The sequence below is a fragment of the Campylobacter pinnipediorum subsp. caledonicus genome (genome assembly GCF_002022005.1).
In the GTDB taxonomy this organism is placed as follows: domain Bacteria; phylum Campylobacterota; class Campylobacteria; order Campylobacterales; family Campylobacteraceae; genus Campylobacter_A; species Campylobacter_A caledonicus.
Genome location: NZ_CP017258.1, coordinates 518,362 through 541,113, shown reverse-complemented (window position 1 = coordinate 541,113; position 22,752 = coordinate 518,362). Strand labels below are relative to the sequence as shown.

Below are 22,752 nucleotides of genomic sequence, written 5' to 3'. Positions count from 1 at the left end.
CTCCTTGAAACATAATCTTTTATTTTATGATATTTTTCTTTTTTATTTACTTAATTTTAAAAAAATAAATCAGGTAAATCATTTATTAGCCTAAGCATTAAATTTGTAAAAATTTTCATAATACCAGATAAAATAGCTATAAGTATAGCAAATGAGATTGTTATTTTAATAGGATAGCCTATCACTAGAAGATTAAATTGAGGCATAGTCTTCATAAGCATTCCAAAAATAACATCCGATAGCAAAGAAAGACCTATTATCGGAAATGATAGTATAAACCCAAACATAAAAAGATTGATAAAAGTATTAATAGTATATTTTAATACTCCCACTCTTGGATAAAAATCACCAAGAGGAATATTTGCCAAAGAGTGCGAATAAAACTGCAAGATCAGATGATGTCCATCAAATACCAAAAATGTAAGCAAGGCTATGAAATTTATAATATTTGAGATAACTGGTGAGTTTGTCCCTGTTTGTGGGTCTAAAACTGTTGCCATAGAAAATCCCATAACCATAGAAATTTGCTCTCCAGCAAGTTGTAAAACAGCAAAAACAATAGTAAGCAAAACTCCAGAGCAAAGACCTAACATAACTTCACTTAATATATCAAAAACTAAAAAATTTATAGTTCCATTGTGAACTTTTGAGAAAGGAAAAAGCAAAACAGTTAATAAAAATATAAATAATGTTTTTATAGCTATAGGGATTTGATTATGTGAAAAAAATGGAAAAAATACCACAAGTCCACTAAGCCTAGCGAACAAAAGCATAAAGGTTATGACTCTATCAGGACCAAAAAATTCTATCAGCTCCATCTTAAAAACTGTTTGTTTTCTAATCTAAATTTATTATCACAATTTAAAGCCAAATCGTTATCATGCGTAACCAAAATTAATGTAGCTTGATTTTGTTTTATATACTCAAATAAAATATCCATAACATCAAAAGCTGTATTTTTATCTAAATTTCCAGTTGGCTCATCAGCAAATATAACTTTTGGTTTTTTACTAAGAACTCTTGCTATACTTATTCTTTGCTGTTGACCGCCACTTAGCTCGCCAATTTTTTGATTTAAAATTTTATCAATACCCAATCTTTTAAATAAATTTTGATCACAATCTTGATTTGATAAAATATTTGCTATTTGTATATTTTCAGCACCGCTAAAACCCTTAAAAAGATAATGCGCCTGAAATATAATACCAAAATCAAGTCTTCTTATATTGTTTAGTTCGGTATCTGAAAGTGTGTATAGTGATTTTTCGTTATAATAAACATCGCCGTTATTTGGCTTTAATAAAGTAGAAAGAATATGAAGAAGGGTTGATTTGCCACAACCACTAACTCCAACAATGGCGCTACTTTCGCCTTTTAAAAAAGATAAATTTACATTTTCAAAGAGCGTATAATCATACGCAAATGTTAAATTACACGCTCTTAAAATTTCCATTAGCCGATTTGAGCTGCTACTTCAGCTGCAAAATCTTCATTTTTCTTCTCAAGTCCTTCGCCAAGCTCAAATCTAACATATTTCACTATCTCGATTTTTCCACCTAGTTCTTTGCTTTTTTCAGCTATAACTTGCTCTATAGTTTTTTTATCATCCATTACATAAAATTGACCTAAAAGTGTTAAGCGTTGATCTAAAACTGTATTATCAGCAAAAAATCTTTCAACTTTACCAGGTAAAATTTTATCCCAAATTTTTTCAGGCTTACCTTCTGCTTTTAATTCTTCTTTGATTGCAGCTTCAGCTTTTGCCAAAACATCATCAGTTATCTGGATACGGCTTGCGTACGAAGGTATATGATGTAATGTTTTACCAAGTCTTTTTAACTCTTCGTTTTCTTTTTCAAGCTCAGCTTTTAATGCAACATATTCTTTTTCTACAAATTCTGGATCTAAATCTTTGTAGCTTATTACACTAGGCTTCATAGCTGCAGCATGCATACATAAATTTCTTATAAATTCACCAGCTTTATCTGCAATCTCTTTGCTCTCGCAAACTGCTCCAATTAAAACACCAACACGTCCATTTGAGTGAACATAGCCATTAACAATACCTTTTTCATCTGTTTCAATAGTTTCAAAACGTCTAACAACCAAATTTTCACCTATTGTAGCTATTTGGCTTTTAAAATAATCTTCAAATTTAGTGCCGTTTATACTGCTTACATTTAAAGACTCAACATCTTTTATATTATTTTCTTGTATATGTAATGTTGTATCTTTTGTTAAAGCTTGAAATTGAGCATTTTTAGCAACAAAGTCTGTTTCAGAGTTTATTTCTGTAATAGTAGCTTTTTTATTTTCAGCAGATACTTCAACACTAACAAGACCTTCACTAGCAAGTCTATCAGCTTTTTTAGCAGCTTGTCCCAATCCTTTTTCTCTTAGCAAATCTATCGCTTTTTGCATATCACCATCAGCTTCAGATAGTGCCTTTTTACAATCCATCATACCAGCTCCGGTACTTTCACGGAGCTCTTTAACCATTTGTGCTGTAATTTCCATTATTCTTCCTCGCTGCCAAAATCTTCTTCACTCATAGCCTCAGCTACAACTTCTTTTTTCTCATCTTCTGTAACAGCTTGTTTTTCTTCACTTATATCACTATCTTGCTCTAATAAAGATTTTCCTTCTATAATAGCCTCAGCCATCTCTTGGCAGAAAAGTTGAACTGAACGAATAGCATCATCATTTCCAGGGATTGGATAATCAACAACATCTGGATCGCAGTTTGTATCAATAGGAGCAACAACTGGGAGTTTTAAACGATTAGCTTCTTGAACAGCTATTTTCTCTTTAACTGTATCAACAACAAATATCATATCAGGAAGATTTTTCATATCTCTGATGCCACCAAGTGTTGCTAAAAGCTTCTCTTTTTTTCTACGAAGCATAAGAGCTTCTTTTTTTGTTAATAAATTTATAGAACCATCTTCTTCCATAGTTTCTATAACTTCTAGTTTTCTAATTGACTGGCGAATAGTTCCAAAGTTTGTCATCATTCCGCCTAACCAACGATGGTTCACATAAGGCATACCGCATTTTTGCGCATACTCTTTTATAGCTTCAACGGCTTGTTTTTTTGTTCCAACAAAAAGTATAGTTTTTCCTTCAGCAGCTGCATCACGAACTATATTGTATGTATATCTAAAATAACGAATAGTTTTTTGTAAATCTATTATATAAATACCTTTTCTTTCACCAAAAATGTATTTTTTCATTTTTGGATTCCATCTGCGTGTTTGATGTCCGAAGTGAACACCACATTCTAATAAATCTCTCATAGTTACCATAATTAGGTCTCCTTAAATTTAGTTTTACCTCCACACCCATCAACAAAAATTAATTTGCAACCAAATCAAGGATTGGTGTGTGTGAAATAAGGCTTGGATTATACTTAAAATATTATAAAATTAAGATAAAATCAAATTCCTTCAAAAGCTTTTTTTGCATTTTCTATATCATTTTCATCAGGATGAGTTGAAGCAGCAGCCCATCTAGCCTTTCTTTCTTCTGTGATAGGATGCATTGTTTTATCCCCTAGCCTTTCAGCCATATCTATCATTTCTTGAATCATTTTTGGATCAATAGCACCTTGACAAATAAATTTTCTTAAAACTTCATTACCATTTTGCTCAAGTATTTTAACACCATTTTCAAGCATTTCAATACCATGGTTTCCATCTGGTTCTGCACCTAGTGTTATAAATAAACCAACTTTTTTATTTTTTATTTTTTCTTTGATATATCTTTTAAAATGGGCATCTGGACCACCTTTGTCTATATAGTATCCGACTGCAATAAAATCATATTTGCTTAAATCAGCAACACTTTTATCTTCGAAACTAAATGCACTACAGCCTATTTTCGAAGCTATAGCTTCACCTATTTTTTTTGTATTTCCAGTTAAAGATGAATAAACAACTATCTTTTTCATTCAAATTCCTTTTGCATAATTTTTGATACTTCTTCTGAAATGGTATTTCCCCAAAAAACACCATCAACACTTAACTCATATCCATTTTCATTAATATTTAAAAGTTTATTTTCTTCACATTTTTTGAAAAAATTTAAAAGTTCTAAAAAGCCATCTTCGCTTATATATTTTCTCAAATCATCAAATTTAACTTTCGGATATTGAAATAAAGCCGTAAAATTTCTATAATTTATCTCTTGTTGTGGCAAAATTCCAACCATTTTAAGATTCTTTTTCATATTAAAAATTCCAAAATCGCCAAGTTTACCACCAGCACCTATGCCAAGTGGCAAGATATCAACTCCCAAGTGAGTGAGTTTTATATATTTATAAGCATCTCTATCTTTTTTATTTATCTTTGTAAGCTCCAAAAACTCATAATCTCCACCCTTAAACATTTCATCAACAAAAGCATTATGAAGCATCTTGTCTGTTTGTAATTCATAATAATCTTCAGTATGTGTCTTTGCAAACTCAGACCCTTCAAAAAACATAAGAGAGTAAAAACTAGAGCTATCAATACCTATATTTTTTAAAATTTTAGCATCCTCTCTTACTTCTTGTTCTGTCTGATCCGGATAATTATAAATAATATCTGCGCACAATAATTTATCAAAATTTGCTCTTATTTTTTCAAGATGAGATATAGCAGCTTCTTTAGAATGCACTCTATTTAAAAGCTCCCTTCCTCTTTGAGAAAACGTCTGAATACCTATACTAAAACGATTAACACCAAAATCCTGCATTAATTTTAACTTTGACAAATTTAAATTATGCAAAGTGCTTTCAAAATTAAACTCGCATGTGTCAGATAGGTTAAATTTATTATTTATAGCACTAAGTATTTTTTCTAAATGCCTTTCTTTAAATATAGTTGGTGTGCCGCCACCAAAATAAACACTCTCAAAAACTTTTCCTCTTATGTATGCAAATTTAGTATATAAATCAATCTGTTCTAAAATATATTTACAATATTCATCAAGCTCATCTTCTATTTTAGAACGATTCATTGAACAAAAAGAACAAATATTATCGCAAAAAGGTGTATGAAAATACAAAACACCATCTTTTTGTTTCGGGAAATTAGTATCTAAAAACTCAAATAATTCATCTTCATCTGAATATTTAGAACGCTTTGGATGTCCGGAATGATGACTTTTTATTCTTTTTTCAAACATTTAAATACCTCCAAATTGTTTAAAAATCTAACTATATTATTTTAACATTTCAAAAATTTCACTCATGTTTTCTTTTATTCTAGGTGTCCCTCTTAATAAAAGCGAAGAAGGTATAGTAATAACCTTATCATTTTTTACAGCATTTACATTTTTTAATGCTTCATTGCTTGAAAGTATGGCCTCTTTTGAACCCATGCCACCTACTACTATTATAAAATCAGGATTTTTAGCAAGTAAAACTTCACTAGATATAATAGGAGTCTGTCCGCTTAAGCCATCGGCTATATTTATAAACCCAAATTTTGAAAAAATATCTCCAACCAAAGACTTATTATTAAATGCCATTATTGGATTTGAAGAAAATAAAATCGCTATTTTTTTACCTTTAAATTTAGAATTTAAAAACTTATCAACAGACTGCTTTATATCATTCACTAATTGTTTTGCTTTTTCATTTTTATCTAAAATCTCACCTATTTTCAAGACGTTATTATAAATATCATCTAAACTATCACTTTTTAAGCCCAAAACGCCTATATTAAACTTACCAAGCTCATCTTTTATACTTTCAGCGTGAAAACCAGTGACAACCAAATCAGGTTTGATTTCTATAATTTTTTCTATATTTGGTTTTGAATAAGTACCAACACTTGGAAGTTTTTCTGTTTTTTCAGCAGGCCAAATTTTAGACATGGTTAATTTTGATATAGCTGCTATATCAGATTCTGAATCAAGCATATACATCATCTCAACTACACTAGGCTCTAAAATAACTAGCTTTTTAGCCCCTAAAAGACTAGCAAAAATAGCCAAACTTAAAATAATTTTCTTCACTATTTACTCCTTTATTGCAACCACTAAAGGATTGCTTTTGTATTCTAAAATATCACATTTTAAATCATAAACATCTTTTAAAATTTCAGTCGTATATAACTCTTTTGATGTGCCACTATACACTAAATTTCCTTTTTTTAACATAATAAGTCTATTGCAAAACATGGAAGCTAAATTTAAATCATGAATGACAGCTATGCTTATAAGACCCAACTCATCAGTAAGTTTTTTACAAATTTTCATCATTTCAACAGCATAGTTAAGATCCAAAGCTGAAGTTGGCTCATCAAGAAGCAATATTTTTGGCTCTGCCACCAAAGCTCTAGCTATTAAAACCTTTGAAAACTCACCACCACTTAAAGAACTTGTGTCTCTATTTTTAAAATCAGAAATTCCCAAAAGCTCTAACACCTCATCAACTTTTATATGATCCTCTTTATTATATCCACTAAAAGCATTTTTCATATGAGCAAAACGCCCCATAAGAACAACCTCTTCAACCAAAAAAGGTGCACTTAAAAAACTCTTTTGTGGAACAAATCCTATCATCCTTGATAATTGCTTTTTAGAATAATTCTCTATCGGTATATTATCAAAATATACACTATTATGATTTGAGTTTAACAAGCCTGAAATATTTTTTAATAGAGTTGATTTGCCGCTTCCATTTGCACCCAAAATGCCTAAAAAATCTCTACTGCTTGCAGAAAAATTTATACTTTTCAAAATCTGTTTATCGGTATAACCAAAGCTTAAGTTTTTTATATCTATTTTCAAGCTATACTCCTGCGAGATTTAATAGCCAAAATAAGAAAAAACGGTGCTCCAAAAAAAGCAGTAATAACACCAATGGGAATTTCTATAGGAGATAATAAACTTTTTGCAATAACATCACAAAATAATACAAAAAAACCACCGGCTAACAAAGAAAATGGTATAAGTATCGCATTATTTGATGTTTTTAAAAGCAGTCTCAAACTATGAGGTATAATAAGCCCTACAAAACCTATCATTCCAGTAAAGGCAACAGAAAAACTAACAGCCAAAGCAGACACAATAAGAAATATCTTTTTTACTCTGCCTGTATCTATACCTAAGCTTTTTGCTTCATCATCACCATTTAAAAGTATATTTAATTCATTTCTTTTAATATAAAAATAAAAAACACAAAAAACGAGAGGTATGCAAATAATAAAAACCTTATCCCAAGTTGCGCCACCCAAATACCCCATAGACCATGCAACTATTTTAAAACTATCTTCTCCTATAAGATAGGTCGCAAAAGATGTAAAAGCGCCCAAAAAAGATGATAACGCTATGCCTATTATAAGCAATGTGGCTATTGAGTTTGTTTGACTTGCTAGTTTAAAAATAACTAAAGATAATATAGCTGAGCTAATAAAAGCAAAAATACCATAATAAAAGCTATCAAGATTCAATAAATATGCAACAACTGCACCAAAAATAGCACTTGCTGCTATACCTATAATATAAGGGTCTGCTAGTGGATTTAAAAATACACTTTGAGTAACAACACCAGAACTAGCAAGCAACATACCAATCAAAATAGCCATAATAATTCTAGGAGCCCTTAAATCAAAAACTATAGTCTTTATAATCTCGTTATCATTTTTTCCTAAAATAAAATCAATAATATCAATAAAGCCTATATTCGCACCGCCAACACTTAAAGCAAAAAGTCCCAAAATAATTATGCCAGCAAAAAGCAAAACTGCAACCAATATGTTTTTAAAGCTCACAATAAAATCCTGTTGTGCTTTTATGTATTATTACCAAATAACGGGAAAGTATTTTTTTATCAAACAATTTTTACTCCATTTTATTATTTACAAAAATATTATTATAATCTATATCAAATAATATTTTAAAAATGTATTCTACATTTGAAATTATTATAATATGATTAATAAAACTATTTTTAGTAGTAAAAATATAAAAAATATCAACTATTTTAATTAAAATATTCTTTATAATTATTAACAATAGCTTTAAAATTTTATTTTATATATATACTTAAGTATATTTAAAGTTAATTTTATTAATTAATTGTTAAAATTATGTAAAATTTTAGTTAAAGGGGTTCTTATGGATTTTTTAATGAACTTAAACGAAGGAATTCAATTTACAATACAGCTAATAGTTGTATTAATTTGTCTATTTTATGGGGCAAGAAAGGGTGGTATAGCACTTGGCTTGCTAGGCGGTGTTGGTCTTATAATGCTTGTGTTTGGCTTTGGCATACAGCCTGGAAAGCCATCTATTTCGGTTATGCTAACAATACTCGCTGTTGTCGTTGCAAGTGCCACATTGCAAGCTAGTGGTGGTCTTGATGTTATGCTTCAAATAGCAGAAAAAGTGCTAAGAAAAAATCCTAAGTATGTGAGTATACTCGCACCTTTTGTTACTTGTTTTTTAACAGTTTTATGCGGAACCGGACATGTTGTTTATACAATGCTTCCTATTATATACGACATAGCTATTAAAAACGGCATAAGACCTGAAAGACCAATGGCAGCAAGTTCTATAGCTTCTCAAATGGGCATTATTGCAAGTCCTGTTTCTGTTGCTGTTGTAACATTAACCGCATTTTTAATAAATGCAAAAAGTCACTTGGCTGGATTTGATGGATACTTGGATTTGCTTAAAATAACAATACCATCAACACTTTGTGGTGTTTTAGCGGTTGGAATTTTTAGTTGGTTTAGAGGAAAAGATCTTGATAAAGATGTAGAATTTAACGAAAAAATCAAAAATCCAGAGTTTAAAGAGTATGTTTATGGAGATTCTTCAACATTACTTGGCAAAAAACTTCCAAGCTCACAATGGCTTGCAATGTGGATATTTTTAGGTGCTATAGCTGTTGTTGCTGTGCTTGGTTATAACAAAGATTTAAGACCATCTTGGAATAAAACAATTCCAGCAAAAGTGGTTGAAATCGTATCTACAGACAATAAAGTAATTAAAAGCTTTAATGTAAAAGATGGACAAATAATAGCAAATCTTAAAGACACAAAACTGGTTCAAAATGTAAAAAACAATAAAACAAAAGTAGATATAGCATATAGCGAAGTTGAAATTTATCAAGACAACAAACTCACAAACAATATAAAAGAAAGCGATAATACTATAATCCTAACAGCAAACGATAAAAGTGAAACGATAGAAAATGCAAAAATACTTATCAAAGACTCTATAAGTAAAAAAGCAAATCTTGGTATGGTTGATGTTATTCAAATTTTTATGCTTTTAGCAGGTGCTTTAATAGTGATTTTTACAAAAGTAGATGCTAGCAAAATCAGTAAAAACGAGATATTTCGCTCTGGTATGATAGCACTTGTTGCGGTGTTTGGTATATCTTGGATGGCTGAAACTATGTTTGCCGTTCACACACCTATGATGAAAGAAGCTCTCGGAAGCGTTGTAATGGAACATCCTTGGACATATGCTGTAATGTTGCTTCTTATATCAAAGTTTGTAAACTCTCAAGCTGCTGCATTGGTTGCTTTTGTACCACTAGCGCTTGGTATAGATGTAAACCCTGCCATCATCTTAGCTTTTGCACCTGCTTGTTATGGATATTATATACTTCCAACTTATCCAAGTGACCTTGCTGCTATTCAGTTTGATAGATCTGGAACTACAAAAATAGGCAAATTTGTTATCAATCACAGCTTTATAATACCTGGTCTTTTAGGCGTTAGTGTATCTTGTGTATTTGGTTATATCTTTACCACAATGTTTGGGTATTTATAATATTTTAAACCCTAGGCTTTTTGCTTAGGGTTTAAATTTTATTTTAAAAATTAACTATTTTAAGTCTATCAGAATCTATAAATTTCCTGCCAAATTTTGCCTCTTTTTTACCGTTTAACTCAACCAAATCTCCAGTAAAACCACAAGTATCATTTTTGGTTATAAAGCTTCCAACACCATAAACATCAACTGGGGTATTAAATTTTTCAAAATCAGCAATCTTTTCTGGTGTAAACCCCGAACTAACAACTATTTTTATATTTTCAAAACCATTATTATCCAAAGCACACCTAAGTGCAAAAATAAGTTCTTTACAAACACCGTGTGGATCAAACCCAATTGTATCTTTATCTAAGAAATATTTATCTATCAAATTTGAAGATGTATCAACTCTAACAGCAGCGATTTTATCTTTAAACTCTCTTGCTACTTTTAAAGAATCATTTATAACATCATTATTATAATCAACCAAGGCTGTAATTTTTTCTTCCGGAAATGTTTTGATATAAAGCTCACAGGCTTTTAAAATATCTCCACCACAAATTTGAATTAAAGCATGAGGCATAGTGCCTCGACCCATACCGCCCCACCATAGCCCTTGGGCATTTGTGGCTACTTTGTTTATGCCTGCTACATAAGCGGCATATCCATCGCCTATTTGCGTATAAATATCATCTTGTCTATCAGCCATACAAAAAATATCCTTTTTATTTGCCACACTGACAACACGCATCGCATTAGTTGCAATACTACTTCTTCTAGCAAGAACAGCATCTATTATATTTTCTAAAAATCCAAAGTCCTCATATCTACCACTTACACGCAAAACAGGTTCATGTGAGTTTATAATATCACCATCATTTAAAGCATAAATTTTTAATTTATCTACATTTTTAGCAAATGTATGCAAGATAGATATAGCTTCATCTATACCGCACAGCATTATATTGTCTTTTCTTTGAAACCACTGCATTGTAACGGTTTGATTTGCAAGATTTTGTTTTATTATTTTATTTACTTTTAAAAAATACTCAGCTGTGTAAAATCCACTTGCAATTCTTTCATCAAATTTAAAAGTTTTATTTGTAAGTCTTTGTATTTTACCCTGCTTTTTTAATTCAATTTCGCTAATCACTAAAGCCCCTTAATTAATATGACATGATAATATTTTCATTCTAACTAAAATTATTTTAAATCATCATTTATTTTACATACAAAAAAAGAAATTGCAAATAAAAAATTTAATAAATTATAATGTAAGTTTAAAAATTATTGTTATTTTTTGATACAATTACAAATTATATAATCAATAAAAGGAAATTGTATGAGAAGTCTAATAATAGTAGAATCTCCTGCAAAAGCGAAGACGATAAAGAATTTTTTAGGTGATGACTATGACGTTATAGCTTCAAAAGGACACATAAGAGATCTTCCAAAAACCAGCTTTGGCATAAAAATAGAAGATGATAAATTTAAGCCGGAGTATAGGGTTAGTGCAGACCATTCAAAAATAGTAAAAGAGATAAAAGAGTTAGCCAAAAAAGCTGATCAAATATACCTAGCTACCGATGAGGATAGAGAGGGAGAGGCTATTGCATTTCATATAGCAAGTGCAATAGGAAAAGACGCAAACAAGCTACCTAGAATAGTCTTTCATGAAATTACAAAAAATGCCATACAAAATGCTCTTTCAAATCCAAGAGTGATAGATATGGATAGTGTAAATGCCCAGCAAACAAGACGACTTTTGGATAGGATAGTTGGATACAAACTAAGTCCGTTGTTAAATCTTAAAATACAAAAAGGCTTAAGTGCTGGCAGGGTTCAAAGTGCTGCTTTAAAAATCATAGTGGATAGAGAAAAAGAGATACAAGCATTTAAACCAGTTAGATATTTTAGTATAGATACTAAATTTAAAAAAGATTTAGAAGCCGATTTGATAAAGTTTCAAAATCAAAAAATAGAAAAAATAACTATAACAAATCCTGATAGAGCAAAACTTATAGTTGATACACTTAAAAATGATAAATTTATTGTAAGCAATATAGAAAGCAAAGAGAGAAAGACAAGTCCTCAGCCTCCATTTATGACATCAACATTGCAACAAAATGCAAGCAATGTCCTTGGCTTTAGCCCCAAAAAGACAATGATGATAGCTCAAAATTTATACGAAGGCGTCCAAACAAATGATGGTTTTATGGGCGCAATAACATATATGAGAACTGATAGTTTAAATCTAGCAAAAGAGGCTGTTGAAGCAGCGAGAGATCTTATAAAAAATGAGTTTGGAGATAAATATCTACCAAGCAAAGCTGTATCTTATGTGACAAAATCAAAAGGTGCACAAGAGGCACACGAAGCAATAAGACCCACAAATTTAAACTTCACACCAACAATTGCTGCTAAGTTTTTAGAAAAAGATGCATTAAGACTATACACACTAATTTACAATAGATTTTTAGCATGTCAAATGAGTCAAAGCATAAGTGAAACCCAAAATGTTTTTATAACAAGTGAAAATTCAGAGTTCAAACTTAGTGGCAAAAAGATGGTATTTGATGGTTTTTATAAAGTTTATGGCGATTTAGACAAAGATAAAATCTTACCTAGTTTAAATATCAATGATGAATTAAATATTCAAAGCATAGAGCAAACAGAACATTTTACAGAGCCACCTTCAAGATATTCAGAGGCTGGGCTTGTTAAAAAGTTAGAAAGCCTTGGTATAGGAAGACCATCTACTTATGCACCTACAATATCACTTCTAACATCAAGAGATTATGTAAAAGTAGAGAAAAAACAGCTTATACCAAATGAAATTTCATTTATTATAATGAGTGTTTTACAAGAGCATTTTAACGATATAGTAGATAGCGAATTTACTTCTAACTTAGAAGCAAAACTTGACCTTATAGCATCAAATCAAGCTGATTGGCAAAATGTTTTAGGTGATTTTTATCATCCTTTTATGGAAAAAATAGCTTCAGGCAAGACAAATATAAAAAGCTTAAAAGTTGCAAATCCAATAGGTGAAAAATGTCCTGAATGCGGAGGGGAACTCTTAGAAAGAAGTGGCAGATACGGTAAATTTATCGCTTGTGGGAATTTCCCTAAATGCAAGTATTCAAGAAATATAGAATCTGACAAACAAGATACTAAAGAAACCGCACAAAAAAAACAACCAATAAAAATAGAAACACCATGTCCAAAATGTGGTGGCGATATAGTTCAAAGATTTTCAAGGCGTGGTAAATTTTATGGATGTTCTAACTACCCTAAATGTGATTTTATAAGCTCTTATGAACCACTTATACAAAAGTGTAGCAAATGTGGCGGAAACACAATCAAAAAAGAGCTAAAAAAAGGAACATTTGCTGAATGTATTGAGTGTAAAAATAAAGATGAGATTTAAATCTCATCTTTTAAATATCTAAAAATCAAATATCTTAATAACCCTATCCAAAACACCTTGGCATTTTGATATCGCTATACCATAGTTAGTTATGCAAATTTCTGAGTTTTTTGCTTTATTTATCCTGCTTTGCATTAAATTTTTATTTATCATGCAACCACCACAATGAATTATAACAGCAAACTCATTTAAGTTATCAGGATAGTCTTTTCCATTTGTGTAATGAAATTCTAACTCTTTTTGTGTAAATTTTCTAAGCAACTTTGGTATTTTAACCCTAGCTATATCACCATCTTTTGTATTATGAGTGCAGGCTTCTGCTATTAAAATTTTATCATTATTTTTCAGTTCATCTATCTTGTTTGCACCAAGTATGAACTCTTTTAAATCACCCTTTAATCTTGACATAAGTATAGAAAAAGTAGTTATATTTATATCTTTTGGAGCTGTTTTTATAACCTCTAAAACACACTGCGAATCGCACACTATCAAATCAGGTCTTACTCTTTGACATATCTTTGATATATCACTATCTTGAGTAACTAAAGAAAAAGCTTTATTATCAAGTATTTTTCTTATAGCCTGAACTTGTGGTAGTATAAGTCTATCCTTTGGGGCTTCTTCATCAATAGGTGCTACAAGCAAAACCAAATCTTCTTCTTTTAAAATTCCATCAAACAAGCTACTCTCATCGGGCTTTATTTTTTTTGTAGTTTTAAGTAGCGTATCATAAACTTCTTCTAAATTTAGTTTTGTTTTTGCAGATGTTAAGACAAAATCATGTTCGTTTATTTGCTTTAAAAAATTATCATTTGGCTTTTGTGTATCGCATTTATTTACAAAGATTAAAAATGGTTTTTTATTTTGTTTAAAATCCGCTATCAAGTCGGTTTCAAAATCAGTGATTTTATTAGACTCTAAAACCAAAATAGCTATATCTATCTCATCAATAGCCTTTTTTGTTTTTAGAATTCTCTTTGCTCCAAGCTCTCCTACATCATCAACTCCAGCCGTATCAAGCAAAACAGCAGCACCTATGCCGTGAATTTCTATGCTTTTTTCAACAACATCGGTTGTTGTTCCAGCTACATCCGAAACGATAGATGCATCTTGGTCGCTTAACATATTCATAATGCTTGATTTGCCTACATTTCGCCTACCAAAAATACCGATTTTTAATCTTAAAAGCTTTGGTGTATTCATTTTAATCTCTGATTAAATCTCATACTATCACCATTTTCTAAAGATACTTTATCTCCTATGGAAAATAAAAGATTATCAAATTTTGTATATGTCTCACTTACATCAGATTTTATGTAAAATTTCTTAGGATAAAGTCTATATAAGTCTTGATATTTTCCATTTGTTATGGATGGCATTATTACATTTGCACCGCTTTTGAGTGCCTTTTTTCTACCTTCGTTTGGATCTATAGTCTCTATCGCTGTTGTTGCTGGTATGTTTATATTAGGTAATAATAGCCTTGTTATGGCTATTAGTTTTATTGCCATATGAACACTTCCTCCCTTTTCATTAGAAAGAGGAGTGTTGTCAGCTGGGATAAAAGGACCTATGCCAACCATGTCAAAATCAAATTTTTTCAAAAACATCAAATCTTTTGCTAAAATTTCAGGATTTGTATCTGGAAGTCCTACAAGTAAACCGCTACCGGTTTCATAGCCTAATGTTTTTAAGTCTTGTAGACATCTTATTCTGTTATCCAAACTCATTCCTGGATGAAAACGCTTATAAAGTTTTTCATCTGTTGTTTCTATCCTTAAAAGATATCTATTTGCACCGGCCTCTTTATAAGCCTTATATTGTTCAAAGCTCTTTTCTCCAAGGCTTAGTGTGATTTGAACTCCAAATTTTTTAATACCTCTAAGTATTTTACACATATCGTCATCGCTAAAAATGTTACTTTCGCCTGATTGTAAAACTATGGTTTTATAGCCTACTTGAGCTGCTTCTTTTGCATAGTTTATTATATCATCAGGCTCTATCTTGTAACGGTTTACGACTTTATTTGCTTGTCTTAAACCACAATAAAAGCAAGTTTTGGTGCATATATTTGAAATTTCTATAAGTGCTTTTAAATGCACCTCTTGTTTTGAGTATTTGCGCCTAGTTTTATCAGCAGCCTCAAAGAGATAATCACAGTTGCTTTCATCTTTTATTATCTCTTCAAGACCTTTAAGTGATGTCGTATGTGTATTATAAAGTTCGTTTATAAATTCTAAAGATGACAATCTCTTTCTCCGTTTTCCATTGCAGTTATAAGTGTTCTAACTTTTTCTGCAATATGAGGTAAATTTTGTTCAAGCTCTTTTAAATATTTTGGAATTATAACATTTTCGCCTAAATTTCTAGCCTCCTCTGAGCCATAATCAAGCAAATACTCTTTTAAAGTCAAAATAGCATTTGGAAGACAAAGGTATTTTATCTTTGCATTTTTTGCATAAGGCATAAAGTGATCACCAGTTCTACCTTCTCTATAACAAGATGTGCAAAAGCTTGGAATTCTATCTTTTTTCATAACATTTATAACAAACTCATCTATACAGCGATGATCGCCAATTTGAAATTGTTGTTTATTTAGCTCATCTATCTTGTTATCTTTTGAATATCCACCAATTTCTATATTTGTTCCAGCATCCATTTGAGAAATTCCACATCTTTGAATAGCCTTGTTCCTTAGCTCAGGCTCTTCTCTTGCTGTAAGTATCGTTCCTGTAAACGGACACATTAAGCGGATGATAGCAATAGCTCTTAAAAACTCATCGTCATCTAAAGCATAAGGCATATCATCGTTATTTGCACCAGATGCTTTTTTAATACGAGGAAAAGATATTGTATGAGGTCCTATTCCAAAGTATTTTTCCAAGCTCATCGCATGAAACAATAATCCTAAAATTTCAAATTTATAATCATAAAGACCAAGTAAAGCACCTATCGCAACATCATCAAGCCCGGCTTTTAATGCTCTATGAAGAGCAAAAACACGCCAATCATAAATACCTTTTAGTGTATTTTCTGGATGATTTTCTTTGTAGGTTTGTCTGTGGTATGTTTCTTGAAAAACCTGAAATGTTCCGATGCCTTCGTTATGAACTATCTTGTATTCGTCTTCAAAAAGTGGAGCTGCGTTTATATTTACTCTACGCATACTTAAATTACCTTTTTTAACTCCATAAATAGTTCTTACACTTTGTGCTATAAAGTTGTGATCACTTTTTGGGTGTTCTCCATAAACAGCAACAAGTCGTTTTTGACCCATATCGAGCATAGAAGTTACTTCATTTTTTAGCTCTTCTTCACGCAATATTTTTTTATTATGCTCGGTATTTGACTCTGCAAAACCACAATATTTGCAGTTGTTTACACATGGGCTTGATATATAAAGAGGAGAGAATAATACCATTCTATCGCCGTAAACCTCTGTTTTTACCCATGTTGCTGCATCAAAAATTTCTTCCCAAAGCTCATCGTGAGAGTTATTCAATAAAACAGCTGTTTCATAAGGACTAAGCATAGCCCCATTAGATGCATTTTGTTTAGCTTTTGCTATTATAGCTCTTACTTCTTCTTTGCTAGCATTCTTTGTTTTTTCTAAAATACTATGTATCTCATCTTCATCTATGAAATTTTCATATTCGTGCTTATTAACCCATTCAACTATTTTTTGATATCTCTCACTTGTCCATGACATATATTTTTCTCCTTATTATTTTATTGTTTTTAGATTGCCGTCAATAGATATTAAATCCTCCTTTACCCATTTTGGGGCGTGATGATGCGCATCTTCCAAAGGCACATCTCCTGGTCCAAATCTAAACATAGCTTTAAAGTCTTCAATATTTATTAAAGCTAGTGGCATATGAGCACAAAAAGCTATTAAAGTTGTTAAAATTGAGGCCCAAACATGAAATATAAACATCCATTTAGTAACAACTTTACCAATTGCCGCTGGATAAGCATAAAGTAGCCAACCTGTAACGATAAGAGCAAATATCATAAACATAAATATAATATAAGTTGCCTTTTGTCCGGCATTAAATCTACCTTGAGGGGCGACTTCTTCTGGTCCAAATTTTATACCAAAAAGTCTTCTTGGGTAACCACCAAAGTTTTTAAACCAAGCAAAAGTATCTTTATCCCATATAAATAAATTTCTTAGCATTAATGTAAATCTATCAAAATTCAAAAACATAAAACCAAAGAAATTCATAGTAAATACAATAGCTATACCTATATGCCAATCCATAAGTATTTCAGACATTTTTTCATCAACTAACTTAAAATAAATCAATATCCCAGTAACAGCAAGACCTGTCCATGTTACTAAATTTAGGTTATGGAAAACTTTTTCTGACAACGGGAATTTTAAAACTCTTTGATTACTAAGCATGACTTACTCCTTTTAAAAGCAAATTTTTACGATCAAAATAAGCATTTGTATGAAGTAACTTTTCTGCTATTTCACCCATCGGTTCTGTTTTTAAATCAGCATAAGATTTAGCACAACTTGGATTTTGATGAGAACTTGTGATATTCATTTGTTGACATCTTTTATCATCCTTATAAAGGCCATTTTGTCTCATTGCTATATAGGCTTTTCTCTTTTTAATAATATCTGTTATAGCATATCCGCTCATTGCTACAACAGCTGTGCAAATACCACCAACTTTTAAAAAATCTCTTCTTGAAAATATTTTTCCAACCGGTTTTTCTATATATTGATATCTCATTTTCTATCCTTTTACTATGCTCTTAAAGGAAGTGGTAAAAGTGGATGTAACCACGAAGTACCCATAGCTTGAACAGGCTGACCGCCACCATTTACACATCCACCAGGACAATTCATAACCTCTATAAAGTGATATTTGTTGCTATCTTTTGTTATATGTTTTATAATTGTACTAAGATTTCTTGAAGCCCCGTTTACAACAGCAATTTTTAGTTCAAGAATTTTACCATCATAATCCTTTAAAGGTATAGGGATAACAGCTTGTGTTAAGTCATTATCATAACCTCTAACAGGTGTAAGCTCTGGATCTTTTAAATTTTGACCTGAAAGTAAATAATAAGCAGTTCTTAAAGCGGCCTCCATAACACCACCACTATTACCAAATATAGTTCCACCACCAGAATAAACATTCATAACTTTTTCAGGATACTCAGCTGACATTTCAAGTGGATTTATACCTTTTCTTCTAAAAAGCTCAGCTAAATCCCTAGCTGTTAAAACAGCATCTATATCAGGAAAACTAGCAGTATCTGCTGGTATTTCTCCTGTTTCTTTTAGATATCTATAGGCTGAGTCAAACTCAGGTCTACTAGCTTCAAATATTTTTGCAGTACATGGTGTAATAGAAACCATAAAAATATCTCTTGGGTCTTTGTCCCATATAAATTTGGCAGCCCATGTTTTAGCTAAAGGACCGCCCATCTGAATCGGAGATTTTGCTCCTGAAATATGCGGTATTAATTCAGGATGAAAAATTTCAGCATTTCTTACCCATGCAGGACAGCAACTTGTAAAATGCGGGAAAGGATGAGCTGCCATATGATTTAAATCATCGCTTCTTTCTCCCAAAACCCAGTATTTTATCTTTTTAATGAGTTCTGTTCCCTCTTCAAGTATGGTATGGTCTGCTGCAAAGTTTACATCATACATATTAAAACCAACTTTTTCTAATGCATTATACATTTTATTTATCGTTAGATCTCCTGGCTCTCCGCCAAACTCTTCAGCTAAAGCCACTCTTACAGAAGGTGCAGGATGAGCAACCACAAAAGTCTTTTTATCTTCTAACTTTTTTATAACCTCATCAACAAAACTCATCTGTTCTATAACGCCAAATGGACAATTAATCAAACACTGACCACAGGCTACACATAAGTTTTGATCTATCTTATGCGCTACACCAAGCGAACCATCTATGGCTTCAGTAGGACAAAACTTGCTACAGGTATCACATCCAACACAATCATCTTGATTGATTTGGATAATTCCCCTAAGTTCACCTTTTCTATAAGTACCTTCAAACTCTGCATCACCACCTCTTGAATTTACAGAAGGCGGAAAAGTCTTTACAGTATAAACACCCATAATAAACCTCCCCTAGGCTATATTAAGAATCTATTTTAATCAAATCTTTAAATTTAAATAAAATATTATATTTTTAATATTATATACACTGTCCTTAAAAGATAATAAAAAATATAAAAAATATTGTTTTGAATAAACTATGTGTGTAAAGAGTTAATTTTAAAATTATTTGTAGCTATTTAAAATTTACAAATAATATTTAAGAGAGATAAAATTACCTCTCTTGTATTTTATTTATTTAAAATTTTTGGCTTACCAAACGCTCTAATTTCTCTTACTACTCCTTTGTATTTTTCAACTTGAACTAGTAATGTATGAGCGCAATTGCTTTGTCCTAAACTACTTGAACCTTTGTCATTTGTTAAGACATTTATATTTCCGTGTTGACATAAGCTTTTTTTACCCCAAACTTCAGGGTCATACCAAGCACCCTCACAAATAATTCCAACATCATCTTGAGCTATATCGCTTACTATCGCACCACAAAGAATTTCACCTCTATCGTTAAACACTCTAACTATATCGCCAGTTTTTATGCCTCTTTGTTCCGCTGCTTTAGGGCTTATTATCATAGGCTCTCTAGCAGATACCTCTGCATACTCTCTTATGATAGAGTTGTTAAGCTGAGAGTGCAAGCGGAAACGGCTGTGTGGACTAGATATAGCTATCGGATATTTTTTAGCTTGTTTTTTATCACCCAACCACTCAAATGGCTCAAACCAAGCAGGATGTCCGAAACAATCCTTATAGTTCATCTTAGCTATAGCAGGTGAATAGAGTTCAATCTTTCCTGATGGTGTCCCTAATCTGTTTTTATTTGGATTTTCTCTATAAGACTTAAGTCTAGTATAATACTTCTTGCTCTCATCCTCTTTATCAAATCTAACATAGCCTTTTTCCCAAAACTCATCAAAACTAGGTAAATTTTGATAGCCTAAATCTTTTGCTTGCTCCATAGCATCAGTAAAGAATTCTTTAACCCAAGCTAGCTCATCTTTGCCCTCTGTAAATGTCTCTTCCATACCCCAACGCTTACAAATTTCACGACAAATTTCAAAATCACTCTTACTCTCTCCCATAGGCTTGATAATAGGCTTCATTGCAAATATATATTCATTTGTTGAGTTTGAACTATTTATATCTGTTCTTTCTCCTTCTATTGCAACCGGCAATACTATATCGCTAAATTTCGCACAACTTGTCCAAAAAGGCTCTGCTGTAATAACTGTATCAAGTTTTTTCCATGCCTTAACAGCACGATTTATATCTTGATGACGTGTAAACATAGAACCACTTGCGTTGTATGCTACTCTCATATGAGGTAGTTTTATTTTGCGACCTTTAAAATCTATCTCCACACCAGGGGTTTCTAGAGACTGAATACTTCTACTTGTTGGTATAGTATAGTTTTTATTTTTTACCCATGGACTATCAGGGGTTGTATATTTTTCACTTGGTAAAGCTGACATACCTTTTAGTCCAGGCGCTATCATACTCTTAGGACCGCCACCATTATAACCTAAGCTAAACTCAAATCCACCACCGACTTTACCTATATGCCCTAGCATAGCTGACAATGTTGCTATCATCCAAAATGTCTGTTCTCCATGGTCTTGTCTTTGCAATGCACGACCGGCTATTAGTATAGAGTTGTCTTTTGCAAGCATTTGGCATAGTTGTTCTAATTTATCAACAGAAACATTACATATAACACTGGCCCATTTTAAGTCTTTAACCACGCCATCGTTTTTGCCTAAAAAGTAATCTTTAAATTTATTAAATCCAACTGTGTATTTTTTTATAAATTTTTCATCATAAAGTTTACTTTCATATAGATAATGACACATTCCTATCATCATTGCTGTATCGGTATTTGGGCGAACTGGCACATAATCACTTTCTAAATAGCGTGCTGTATTATTGCGATAAGTATCAATGCTTGTGATTGTCATCTTGCCCGTTTTCTTAAGCTCCTTGATTTTAGTAAAGTATTCGTAGTTATTGTGTGTAGGAACTCCTGTTGCTATTTGATTTGTAAGAACAGGGTCTGTTCCCCAAAATACAATGTTTTTGCACTCTTTTACTATCGCTTCCCAGCGTGTAGGAGCATCATAAACAGTAGTAGAACCAAAAACATAAGGCATTATGGCTATACCAGCACCTGTTGAATAATCATCAGTTTCTTCCACATATCCACCCAAGATATTTAGCATTCTATGTGCAACTGTTCTTCCCCAGCTAACCTTACCACTACCGCCCCACCAGTAGCATTCACCATAAATAGCCTCAGGGCCATATTTATCAAAATTTTCTTTTAGAGCCTTAGCAGCTAGATCAAGCGCCACATCCCAACTAACCCTTACAAACTCATCTTGCCCACGAAGTTCGGATTTGCTTGGACCTTTCTTTTCTAGGTAGCTTTTTCTTACATAAGGATACATCACACGGCTTTCGTTTTGGATGCGATCAGGTAGTGAGTTGTTCATAGTATTTGGAAAAGCATCGCCTTCAAAGCTATCCACACTTACTATTTGATCGCTATTTAAATTTGCATAAAAAGGTCCGAAACGATTAACCCCCAATACTCTTTTGCTATCAAAAATAGTTTCAGTAATACCATCTATACGACTTGCTTGTGCTGCAGTAGCAGCAACTCCACTAAATTTTAAAAAATCTCGCCTTTTCATATTTTCTCCTTTTATGAGTTGTTCTCATTTTATATCTTTAGCGTTATGCTGAAGAAATTTAGTAATCAAATCACGCTGGCTAGGCTCTAAAACAATATAACCAGCACTCTCCATACTTTCAATAGCTGCTGGCCACTGACCAACGGTGAATTCAGTAGTGTCATGCAAATGATGACATGCAGAACAAGTTTGTTCATACAAGCCTTTAGCTTTTGCATAAAGCGGGTTTGGATCATATACCACAGAATCTTTTGGAACATCAAATGAAATTTCAGCTTTTAGCCATATTTCACCATAATCATCCTCTATCTTTCCACTATTTTTTATATATGGATTTATATCCCCTTCGTAAGTTGCTTTTTCTCCATCTGTATTAAAAATAGCATATTCTTCGTATTTAACTGGATCAAGAACTAATTTTTCTTGATAGTTTTCATTAACAAAACCTGTTATTTTTACATTTGCTACCCCGTTATTATCGCTAATAATCTCAACAGGAGTAAGAGTTGTAGCAACACCTATAACATTACCATCTTTTGAAATTTCAACATGTTTGCTTAAATAACCCTGCTGGGCATTTGCAAAGCAAGCTATCAAAAGTATACTTGCCATAGATTTTTTCATACAATATCCTTAAATAATATAATTAGATTATAATGCTAATATTATAAGGCTTTATATAGCATTAAAGGGTATTATAAAATGTTATTTTTATGCAACTTTGTTACATTTTGAAAAAATGTATTTTTTGCATATATAAAATACCT

General features: G+C 31.7%; 20 protein-coding genes. 2 read left to right on the top strand and 18 right to left on the bottom strand.

Annotation, left to right across the window (positions count from 1 at the left end; genetic code table 11):
* Positions 1-56: 56 nt before the first annotated feature.
* The 9 genes from fliR to CPIN18021_RS02765 all read right to left on the bottom strand — a co-directional run bounded on the left by fliR (position 57) and on the right by CPIN18021_RS02765 (position 7,760).
* A complete protein-coding gene (gene fliR / locus CPIN18021_RS02805; protein ID WP_078424359.1) occupies positions 57-818 on the bottom strand; it encodes a flagellar biosynthetic protein FliR in 762 nt (253 codons plus the stop codon).
* Positions 809-1,453 carry an ABC transporter ATP-binding protein gene (locus CPIN18021_RS02800; protein WP_078423058.1) on the bottom strand — a complete coding sequence of 215 codons (645 nt, stop codon included), beginning with the start codon at positions 1,451-1,453 and terminating at the stop codon, positions 809-811. The genes fliR and CPIN18021_RS02800 overlap by 10 nt, the downstream gene beginning before the upstream one ends.
* Entirely contained in the window at positions 1,453-2,517 is a 1,065-nt protein-coding gene (tsf, locus tag CPIN18021_RS02795; RefSeq protein WP_078423057.1) for a translation elongation factor Ts, read from the bottom strand. The genes CPIN18021_RS02800 and tsf overlap by 1 nt, the downstream gene beginning before the upstream one ends.
* Positions 2,517-3,305, bottom strand: coding sequence for a 30S ribosomal protein S2 (gene rpsB / locus CPIN18021_RS02790; RefSeq protein WP_078423056.1), 789 nt, complete (start codon positions 3,303-3,305; stop codon positions 2,517-2,519). Before rpsB ends, tsf begins: the two co-directional genes overlap by 1 nt.
* 131 nt (positions 3,306-3,436) lie before the next feature.
* Positions 3,437-3,949: a flavodoxin family protein gene (locus CPIN18021_RS02785; RefSeq protein WP_078423055.1), complete on the bottom strand. Its 513-nt coding sequence runs from the start codon at positions 3,947-3,949 to the stop codon at positions 3,437-3,439.
* Positions 3,946-5,166, bottom strand: a complete 1,221-nt coding sequence (locus tag CPIN18021_RS02780) for a radical SAM protein (RefSeq protein ID WP_078423054.1) — start codon at positions 5,164-5,166, stop codon at positions 3,946-3,948. Before CPIN18021_RS02780 ends, CPIN18021_RS02785 begins: the two co-directional genes overlap by 4 nt.
* Before the next feature lie 36 nt (positions 5,167-5,202).
* Positions 5,203-6,000, bottom strand: a complete 798-nt coding sequence (locus CPIN18021_RS02775) for an ABC transporter substrate-binding protein (RefSeq protein WP_078423053.1) — start codon at positions 5,998-6,000, stop codon at positions 5,203-5,205.
* Positions 6,001-6,003: 3 nt separating this feature from the next.
* Positions 6,004-6,777 (bottom strand): ABC transporter ATP-binding protein, encoded by a 774-nt coding sequence (locus CPIN18021_RS02770; RefSeq protein WP_078423052.1) that lies wholly within the window; start codon positions 6,775-6,777, stop codon positions 6,004-6,006.
* On the bottom strand, positions 6,774-7,760 hold the full coding sequence (locus CPIN18021_RS02765) for a FecCD family ABC transporter permease (RefSeq protein ID WP_078423051.1): 987 nt from the start codon (positions 7,758-7,760) through the stop codon (positions 6,774-6,776). Before CPIN18021_RS02765 ends, CPIN18021_RS02770 begins: the two co-directional genes overlap by 4 nt.
* A 346-nt stretch (positions 7,761-8,106) precedes the next feature.
* Here CPIN18021_RS02765 and CPIN18021_RS02760 point away from each other — a divergent pair, with 346 nt between their 5' ends.
* The gene (locus tag CPIN18021_RS02760; RefSeq protein ID WP_078423050.1) at positions 8,107-9,774 is read left to right on the top strand and encodes an anaerobic C4-dicarboxylate transporter; all 1,668 of its coding nucleotides are present in this window, start codon (positions 8,107-8,109) and stop codon (positions 9,772-9,774) included.
* 43 nt (positions 9,775-9,817) lie between these two features.
* Here CPIN18021_RS02760 and CPIN18021_RS02755 read toward each other — a convergent pair whose 3' ends face one another.
* Positions 9,818-10,909, bottom strand: coding sequence for a nicotinate phosphoribosyltransferase (locus tag CPIN18021_RS02755; protein ID WP_078424358.1), 1,092 nt, complete (start codon positions 10,907-10,909; stop codon positions 9,818-9,820).
* Positions 10,910-11,098: 189 nt separating this feature from the next.
* On the opposite strand from CPIN18021_RS02755, the gene topA reads away from it, so the two are divergent.
* Complete coding sequence (topA, locus tag CPIN18021_RS02750) at positions 11,099-13,186, top strand: type I DNA topoisomerase (protein ID WP_078424357.1); 2,088 nt, start codon at positions 11,099-11,101, stop codon at positions 13,184-13,186.
* A gap of 18 nt (positions 13,187-13,204) precedes the next feature.
* Here topA and hydF read toward each other — a convergent pair whose 3' ends face one another.
* From hydF to CPIN18021_RS02710, 8 genes are all read right to left on the bottom strand, one after another.
* Complete coding sequence (hydF, locus tag CPIN18021_RS02745; RefSeq protein WP_078424356.1) at positions 13,205-14,389, bottom strand: [FeFe] hydrogenase H-cluster maturation GTPase HydF; 1,185 nt, start codon at positions 14,387-14,389, stop codon at positions 13,205-13,207.
* On the bottom strand, positions 14,386-15,435 hold the full coding sequence (hydE, locus tag CPIN18021_RS02740) for a [FeFe] hydrogenase H-cluster radical SAM maturase HydE (protein ID WP_078423047.1): 1,050 nt from the start codon (positions 15,433-15,435) through the stop codon (positions 14,386-14,388). The genes hydF and hydE overlap by 4 nt, the downstream gene beginning before the upstream one ends.
* The gene (gene hydG, locus CPIN18021_RS02735) at positions 15,423-16,895 is read right to left on the bottom strand and encodes a [FeFe] hydrogenase H-cluster radical SAM maturase HydG (protein WP_078398271.1); all 1,473 of its coding nucleotides are present in this window, start codon (positions 16,893-16,895) and stop codon (positions 15,423-15,425) included. Before hydG ends, hydE begins: the two co-directional genes overlap by 13 nt.
* A gap of 15 nt (positions 16,896-16,910) precedes the next feature.
* The gene (locus CPIN18021_RS02730; RefSeq protein WP_078423046.1) at positions 16,911-17,594 is read right to left on the bottom strand and encodes a cytochrome b/b6 domain-containing protein; all 684 of its coding nucleotides are present in this window, start codon (positions 17,592-17,594) and stop codon (positions 16,911-16,913) included.
* The gene (locus tag CPIN18021_RS02725) at positions 17,587-17,934 is read right to left on the bottom strand and encodes an iron hydrogenase small subunit (RefSeq protein WP_078424355.1); all 348 of its coding nucleotides are present in this window, start codon (positions 17,932-17,934) and stop codon (positions 17,587-17,589) included. Before CPIN18021_RS02725 ends, CPIN18021_RS02730 begins: the two co-directional genes overlap by 8 nt.
* A 14-nt stretch (positions 17,935-17,948) precedes the next feature.
* On the bottom strand, positions 17,949-19,298 hold the full coding sequence (locus CPIN18021_RS02720) for a [Fe-Fe] hydrogenase large subunit C-terminal domain-containing protein (RefSeq protein WP_078423044.1): 1,350 nt from the start codon (positions 19,296-19,298) through the stop codon (positions 17,949-17,951).
* A gap of 230 nt (positions 19,299-19,528) precedes the next feature.
* The gene (locus CPIN18021_RS02715) at positions 19,529-21,985 is read right to left on the bottom strand and encodes a molybdopterin-dependent oxidoreductase (protein ID WP_078424354.1); all 2,457 of its coding nucleotides are present in this window, start codon (positions 21,983-21,985) and stop codon (positions 19,529-19,531) included.
* A 24-nt stretch (positions 21,986-22,009) separates the two neighbouring features.
* Complete coding sequence (locus CPIN18021_RS02710) at positions 22,010-22,609, bottom strand: hypothetical protein (RefSeq protein ID WP_078423042.1); 600 nt, start codon at positions 22,607-22,609, stop codon at positions 22,010-22,012.
* Between the last annotated feature and the right edge of the window lie 143 nt (positions 22,610-22,752).